The 6778-nt window shown below is 61.9% G+C and carries 8 protein-coding genes; 4 read left to right on the plus strand and 4 right to left on the minus strand.

Features of this window, described 5'->3' with window-relative positions; genetic code table 11:
- Positions 1-96 precede the first annotated feature (96 nt).
- The 3 genes from ACO6VD_RS18645 to ACO6VD_RS18655 all read right to left on the minus strand — a co-directional run bounded on the left by ACO6VD_RS18645 (position 97) and on the right by ACO6VD_RS18655 (position 2203).
- Complete coding sequence (locus tag ACO6VD_RS18645) at positions 97-690, minus strand: HAD family hydrolase (RefSeq protein ID WP_422421168.1); 594 nt, start codon at positions 688-690, stop codon at positions 97-99.
- Positions 687-1556 (minus strand): acyl-CoA thioesterase II, encoded by an 870-nt coding sequence (gene tesB / locus ACO6VD_RS18650; RefSeq protein ID WP_422421170.1) that lies wholly within the window; start codon positions 1554-1556, stop codon positions 687-689. The genes ACO6VD_RS18645 and tesB overlap by 4 nt, the downstream gene beginning before the upstream one ends.
- Before the next feature lie 77 nt (positions 1557-1633).
- Positions 1634-2203 (minus strand): GNAT family N-acetyltransferase, encoded by a 570-nt coding sequence (locus tag ACO6VD_RS18655; RefSeq protein WP_422421171.1) that lies wholly within the window; start codon positions 2201-2203, stop codon positions 1634-1636.
- 194 nt (positions 2204-2397) lie between these two features.
- On the opposite strand from ACO6VD_RS18655, the gene ACO6VD_RS18660 reads away from it, so the two are divergent.
- Positions 2398-3072, plus strand: coding sequence for a histidine phosphatase family protein (locus ACO6VD_RS18660; protein WP_422421173.1), 675 nt, complete (start codon positions 2398-2400; stop codon positions 3070-3072).
- Positions 3073-3074: 2 nt separating this feature from the next.
- Positions 3075-3923 carry a phosphatase PAP2 family protein gene (locus tag ACO6VD_RS18665; RefSeq protein WP_422421176.1) on the plus strand — a complete coding sequence of 283 codons (849 nt, stop codon included), beginning with the start codon at positions 3075-3077 and terminating at the stop codon, positions 3921-3923.
- Here the strand turns inward: ACO6VD_RS18665 and ACO6VD_RS18670 are convergent.
- Positions 3889-4314: an EamA family transporter gene (locus ACO6VD_RS18670; RefSeq protein WP_422421174.1), complete on the minus strand. Its 426-nt coding sequence runs from the start codon at positions 4312-4314 to the stop codon at positions 3889-3891. The two genes, ACO6VD_RS18665 and ACO6VD_RS18670, sit on opposite strands and share 35 nt — an antisense overlap.
- Positions 4315-4414: 100 nt before the next feature.
- On the opposite strand from ACO6VD_RS18670, the gene ACO6VD_RS18675 reads away from it, so the two are divergent.
- Together ACO6VD_RS18675 and ACO6VD_RS18680 are read left to right on the plus strand one after the other, a co-directional pair.
- Positions 4415-5329 (plus strand): histone deacetylase, encoded by a 915-nt coding sequence (locus ACO6VD_RS18675; RefSeq protein WP_422421175.1) that lies wholly within the window; start codon positions 4415-4417, stop codon positions 5327-5329.
- Between the two features lie 149 nt (positions 5330-5478).
- Positions 5479-6714 carry a TIGR03862 family flavoprotein gene (locus ACO6VD_RS18680; protein WP_422421178.1) on the plus strand — a complete coding sequence of 412 codons (1236 nt, stop codon included), beginning with the start codon at positions 5479-5481 and terminating at the stop codon, positions 6712-6714.
- Positions 6715-6778: the final 64 nt, after the last annotated feature.

A 6778-nucleotide genomic window follows, 5' to 3' on the forward strand; every position in this document is an offset into this window, starting at 1 on the left:
TCGTGTTGACCACGCGTTGGGATTTCTAATTCATCATCGCGGGGCAAGCCCGCTCCTACCAGTGGGTGGTGGGAGCGGGCTTGCCCCGCGATGGATTCAACCCTGAAGCAATACCCGCAACGCCCGGCAATCCGCCGCATGCCAGTCGGTCAACTGCGGCCAGGGGTTGTCCGGCAGGTTGACCAGAATGGTCCGCGCGCCCGCCGCCCGACCACAATCGAGGTCGAAGCGGTAATCACCGACCATGACCATCGCGCTCGGCGCCACCTCCCACGCCTCGGCCAGCTTCAGCAAGCCGCCGGGGTGCGGTTTCGGCGGTGCCTCATCGCGGCCCAGCACGTACTGCTGGGCAAAGCAGTCGGCAAGGCCGATGGCCTCCAGGGTCACATGCGCCAGTTCCCGCGCATTGCGGGTAAGAATACCCAGCTGGCAACCACGTCCGGCCAGCTCGCGCACCAGCTCAACTGCCCCCACCGCAGCCTGCGAGCCGATTGCCAGATCACGCTCGTGCTCCAGCAACCAGGCGTGCTTGGCCGCCGCTTCTGCAGCCGGCAAAGCGGCCAGGTGCGTGAGGATATCGTCAGCCGGTGGAATCTCCAGGGCCTCGCGAATAGCCGCGAAGTCATGCACCGCCACGGTCAAGGTGCCATCCATGTCGAACACCCAATGACGGATATCGTTCAGGCTCATGCCCAATCCTTGCGATGACGGATCAGTCCTTCCTGGCAGGACGAAGCCACCAGCTGCCCGGCCTGGTTGAAAATGTTGCCTCGGGAAAATCCGCGGGAATTGCCGGCCCACGGGCTGTCCATGGCATACAGCAGCCACTCGTCGGCCCTGAGGTTGCCGTGGAACCACAGCGCGTGGTCGAGACTGGCGATCTGCATGTCTTTCTGCCACACCGATTTGCCGTGAGGCAGCAGCGACGTGGTCAACAGGCCGAAGTCCGAGGCATAGGCGAGCATGTATTTGTGCAGCGCCGGTACGTCCGGCAGGTTGCCATCGGCACGGAACCAGATGTACTTCACCGGGTCGCCGGGCTTGGGGTTGAACGGATCTTCTGCGGTGACCGGACGCATCTCGATCGGCTTGGCACACAGCATCTTTTCGCGGATCGCCTCGGGCAGGCGGTCGGCCATGCGCTGGAACAACTCAACTTCCGATGGCAGGTTTTCCGGGCCCACCACGGCGGGCATCTGCGTCTGGTGTTCAACACCCTCTTCGTCGTACTGGAACGAAGCACTGCAGGTGAAAATCGGCTGACCCTTCTGGATCGCCGTCACCCGCCGGGTGCTGAAACTGCCGCCGTCGCGCACCCGGTCAACCGAGTAGACCACCGGCATCGCCGCATCGCCCGGACGCAGGAAATAGCCGTGCAAAGAGTGCACATGCCGCGCTTCTTCGACGGTCTGACTGGCGGCCGACAACGACTGGCCCAATACCTGGCCGCCGTACAGCTGGCGAAAGCCCAGGTCCTGACTCCGACCGCGGAACAGATTTTCCTCAATGGCTTCCAGACTCAGCAGGTCGACCAGATCGTCCAACACGTGGCTCATTCAAGATTCTCCAAAGCAATGCGCACCTGCGACAAATGATACAGGGTTTGTCATAGCGCACCTGTATGTTGTGCAATTCAGCCGCGCAGGGTTTGTTGCCACTGGGCCCGGTTGATGCGGTACAGCACGTGGGCACGCAACGGATGATCCTCGGGCAGTTTCGGGTGCAGGAAGCTCCCGTCCAGATCCTGCTGCATGCCAATCGCCTGCATGACTTTCTGCGACGGTAAATTACTTTCACTGGTGAACGACACCACCTGCTCCAGGCCCAACTGGGCAAAGGCGCAACGCAGGCTGGTCCATGCTGCTTCACTGGCAAAACCAAGGCCCCAATGACGGCGGGCCAGGCGCCAGCCGATCTCAACGGCGGGGGTGAAATCGGCATCGAAGCCGACGTTGAGCAAGCCGGTCATGCCGATGAACGCGCCAGAGTCCTTGCGCTCCAACGCCCACAAACCAAACCCGAATTCATTGAAATGGCCGCGGATACGGCCGATCAGGGCGGCACTTTCCAGGCGCGTCAGCGGCGCGGGAAAGTAGCGCATGACCTGCGGATCGGCACACATGGCGGCGAACTCCTCGAGGTCATCGTCCTGCCATTGGCGCAGCTCAAGCCGTGCGCTTTCCAGTTTGAGTATGGGGGTCATGGCCTGCTCCTGAACACATCACCTGCAGTTTACAGCGTAGGCAGGCGCAGAGAATTGCAGCCTGCACCGTGAAGATTTTTTTCACATCCACTTCACCTGCTCTGCACGGGGTGCCGCCTACAGTGCAGCCACGCTCGTGGTACCTGGCCCTTCCGGCTGCCACCCGATCCGATTGTGCGTTATGGAGTAGCAGCATGTTGTCAAACACCGCCCTGTCACCGCTCAAGCGACGACGTTCAGCCTCAGTCAAAGCACTGTTCATCGGCCTGTGCATCGTACTTGCCCTGGCCACCCTTACCGCATGGGCATCAACGAGAACTCGAATCGTGGACCTGGGCACTGACAAGCAAATGCACAGCAGCGGTGTGTACCGTGAATGGTCCAAGGGTGCGGTGATCGTGCTGATCCGCCATGCCGAACGCTGTGATCGTTCAAACAATACCTGCCTCGGCGACCCTAGCGGTATTACCGTGGCCGGCAGCCAAGCGGCCACAGCGGTTGGTACAGGCTTGCAGCAGTTGGGTCTGAACGCCGCCGATGTGTTCAGTAGCCCGGAAGTCCGCACGCAACAGACCGCACACTTCATCTTCGGCAAGGCCATCAGCAGTGAGGACTGGGTAAAACAGTGCGACGAGGACTTCACCGAAGCGGCCTTGGCGCATAAGACGCCGCAGCACAACCTGGTACTCGTAACCCATAGCGGTTGCATCGACCACATGGAGCGCGAACTGAACGTGCCAGGTGGCCTGCGCTCCAGCGACTACGCCAGTGCCTTGTTCGTCTCGGTCGCCGCCAACGGCAAACCCAGAATTCTCGGCCAGATGAACGCCGACCAATGGCAAAAGCTCCTGAACAGCACAAGGACGTGAACATGCAGGCCGCTTCGCGCAAAGCGTATTACCTGGTCAATCTGGGCATGCCCCTGTTGCTCGCCGCCGTTGTATTCCTGCTGTTTGATCTGACCTCACTGGACCGTCAGATCAGCAACCTGCTGCTCGACCCTGTCACCGGCCAGTTCCCGCTGTTGCATGATCAATGGTTTGAGAAGGTCACGCACAAATGGCCGCGGATCCTGCCGAACGGCGCCGGCGAAGCAGCCATCATCGGTGCACTGCTGTCGTTCATCTGGCCACTCCTGGCCAGGCATCCGCACATCGCCCAGAGCCGTCTGTTGCGCAAATCACGCATCACCCCAGTGCTGCACTTCAGCGCTGCGCATCGGCGTGATTTTCTCTTCGTGGTGGTGGCCTTCGCACTGAGTACCACAGTGATTCACTACCTCAAGAGCCATACCAGCGTGTACTGCCCGGTAGAAACCACCCTCTACGGCGGTGAGCAATTGCGCACCGAGTGGTACGAGCACTTCACCTGGTTCGACAAGGCCGGGGACGGTCGTTGCTGGCCAGGTGGCCATGCCTCCAGCGGCTTTACCCTGCTGGCGCTGTACTTCGTCGCCCTGCGTCATCGCTGGCAACACGCGCGCAAACTGCTGGTCGCGATTCTACTGCTGGGGTTTGTCTATGGGACGACGCGGGTACTGCAAGGCTGGCACTACATGTCGCACACCTTTTGGGCAGGCATCTTCGTCTGGCTGAGCACATGGCTGACGGCACTGTTTTTCTATGGTCGCCTGGCCCTGCAAGCGCCGGTCAAACGCCGGGTAGCAACGTCGCCGAGAATGGTCGTCAGCGCCACGCCAGCATCACTACGCCCAGAGTGACCAGGCTGATGCCAAGCCACTGCCGCAGGTCGAGCTTTTCGCCGAGCAGGGTCACTCCCAAGACTGCAACCAGCACCACGCTGAGTTTATCCACAGGGGCAACCTGGGAAGCCTGGCCCAGTTGCAAGGCGCGGAAGTAACAGATCCAGGAAGCCCCCGTAGCAAGCCCGGAAAGCACCAGAAACAGATAACTGCGCGCTGAAATCGACCCCAGCGACTGGTACTGGCCGGTGGCAAAGAGGATCAGCGCCAGGCTGATCAGCACCACCACGGTGCGCAGCAAGGTGGCAAAGTCAGAATTGATGCCGCTGATGCCGACCTTGGCAAAAATGGCGGTCAGCGCCGCAAACACGGCCGAGAGCAACGCCCAGAATGTCCAGGAAGCCAGCATCTTGAGTTCGCCTGTGGAAAAGTCATCGGTCTGCCTACAAGGTAGCGCAACCACAAGCGCAACTGGCAAGATCGGCTTCTGCCCTGCTCAAGAACCTGCCATGCCGCTGCCGCTGATCTACCACGATGACTACAGTCCGGCGTTTCCCGCCGAGCACCGCTTTCCGATGGACAAGTTCCGCCTGTTGCGCGATCACCTGATCGACAGCGGCCTGACCACCGACCAGGCATTGTTGCGCCCGCAGATCTGCCCCAACGATATTCTCGCCCTGGCCCATGACCGCGATTACATCGAGCGCTACATGCACGGCGAGTTGTCACGCGAGGACCAGCGCCGCCTCGGCCTGCCCTGGAGTGAAGCCCTGGCCCGGCGTACCGTGCGGGCGGTTGGCGGTTCGCTGCTGGCCGCCGAACAGGCGCTGGAACATGGCATCGCCTGCCATCTAGCGGGCGGCACCCACCATGCCCATTACGACCACCCTGCCGGCTTTTGCATCTTCAACGACCTCGCCGTCATCAGCCACTACTTGCTGGAGGCCGGACGGGTGCACAAGGTGCTGATTTTCGACTGCGACGTGCACCAGGGTGACGGCACCGCGCGAATTCTGCATGACACTCCCGACGCCATCACCGTGTCCTTGCACTGCGAGCAGAACTTCCCGGCACGCAAGGCCCAGAGTGACTGGGACATCCCTTTGCCGCGGGGCATGGGCGACCAGGCTTATCTCAAGGTGGTCGAAGACGCCTTGAACTATCTACTGCCGATGTACCGTCCGGACCTGGTGTTGTACGACGCCGGTGTCGATGTGCATAAAGACGATGCCCTCGGTTATCTGCAACTGTCCGATGAAGGCGTCGCCTCCCGTGATGAGCTGGTGCTGCGCCAGTGCCTGGGCCGCGATATTCCAGTGGTCGGACTCATCGGCGGCGGCTACAGCAAGGACCGTCAGGCCCTGGCGCGCCGCCACGGGATTCTCCATCACAGTGCCCAGCGGGTGCTGGGTTACTCACAATGACTGTGGAGCCGCCTGTGGATAACCTGAGTGAAAGCCCCTGCAGCCCTTTACCCGCGTGGGCTTGAAGCGACTGTTCATTTTTTGCTCAGTGCTTCCGCCTAGCGCGCTGAGGTAGAATGCCGGCTCTTTTTTCCAGCTTGCAGCCGACCATGACCGACACCCGCTCCGCCAACCGCCCACACGTTGCCATTATCGGAGGCGGGCCGGCCGGGCTGATGGCCGCCGAAGTGCTTGGCCAGGCCGGGCTTGCGGTGGACCTGTACGACGCGATGCCGTCGGTGGGACGTAAATTCCTCCTGGCCGGAGTCGGTGGCATGAACATCACCCACTCCGAGCCCTACCCGGCGTTCATCTCACGTTATGCCGAGCGCTCCAGCGAAATCGCCAGGCTGCTCGAAGGCTTCGACGCCGATGCCCTGCGCCAATGGATTCACGACCTGGGTATCGAAACCTTCGTCGGCAGCTCTGGCCGGGTGTTTCCCCGCGACATGAAAGCCGCGCCGCTGTTGCGCGCCTGGCTCAAGCGCCTGCGCGACGCCGGGGTAGTTATCCACACCCGCCACCGCTGGCTTGGCTGGAATGCCGATGGCAGCTTGCGGATGGCTTATCCACAGGGCGAACTGGCCCTCAAGCCTGCTGCGACCATTCTGGCCCTGGGCGGCGGCAGTTGGGCACGCCTGGGTTCGGATGCAGCCTGGTTGCCATGGCTTGTGGATAAAGGTGTTCAGGTCGCCCCCTTGCAGGCTGCCAACAGCGGCTTCGAAGTGCACGCCTGGAGTGACCTGCTCAAGGATAAGTTCGCCGGCGCGCCGCTGAAAAACATCGCCCTCAGCCTCGCCGGGCAGACACCGCGCCTGGGTGAGTGCATCGTCACCGCGCAAGGGCTCGAAGGCAGCCTGGTGTATGCCTGGTCGGCGCAGATCCGTGAAGCCATCAACCGCGCTGGCAGCGCCACGGTATTACTCGACCTGTTGCCCAATCGCACTGTGGATAACATTCACAAGGCCCTGGCCAAGCCCCGCGGCTCCCGCTCTATGGCCAAGCACCTGCACAGTCAGCTGGGTCTGGACGGGGTCAAGGCGGCGCTGCTGCGCGAACGGACCGATGCACAGACCTTTGCCGATCCGACCTTGCTGGCTCAGGCGATCAAGGCCTTGCCGATTGAGCTGGTGCGCCCTCGCCCGCTGGATGAAGCGATCAGCAGCGCCGGTGGAGTTGTGTTTGAGGCGATGGATCAGCGCTTGATGCTCAAGGAATTGCCGGGAGTGTTTTGTGCCGGAGAGATGCTCGACTGGGAGGCGCCGACCGGGGGGTATCTGTTGACGGCGTGTTTTGCCAGCGGGCGTAAGGCAGGGCTTGGGGTTCTGGACTGGCTGAACAACTGATCGCGGGGGAAGGCCGCTCCCCCCGGAGCAAGGGGGGGGGGGTTGGCCCGCGGGAGATACCTCC

Source organism: Pseudomonas sp. GZD-222 (genome assembly GCF_049310525.1).
Classification (GTDB): Bacteria; Pseudomonadota; Gammaproteobacteria; order Pseudomonadales; family Pseudomonadaceae; genus Aquipseudomonas.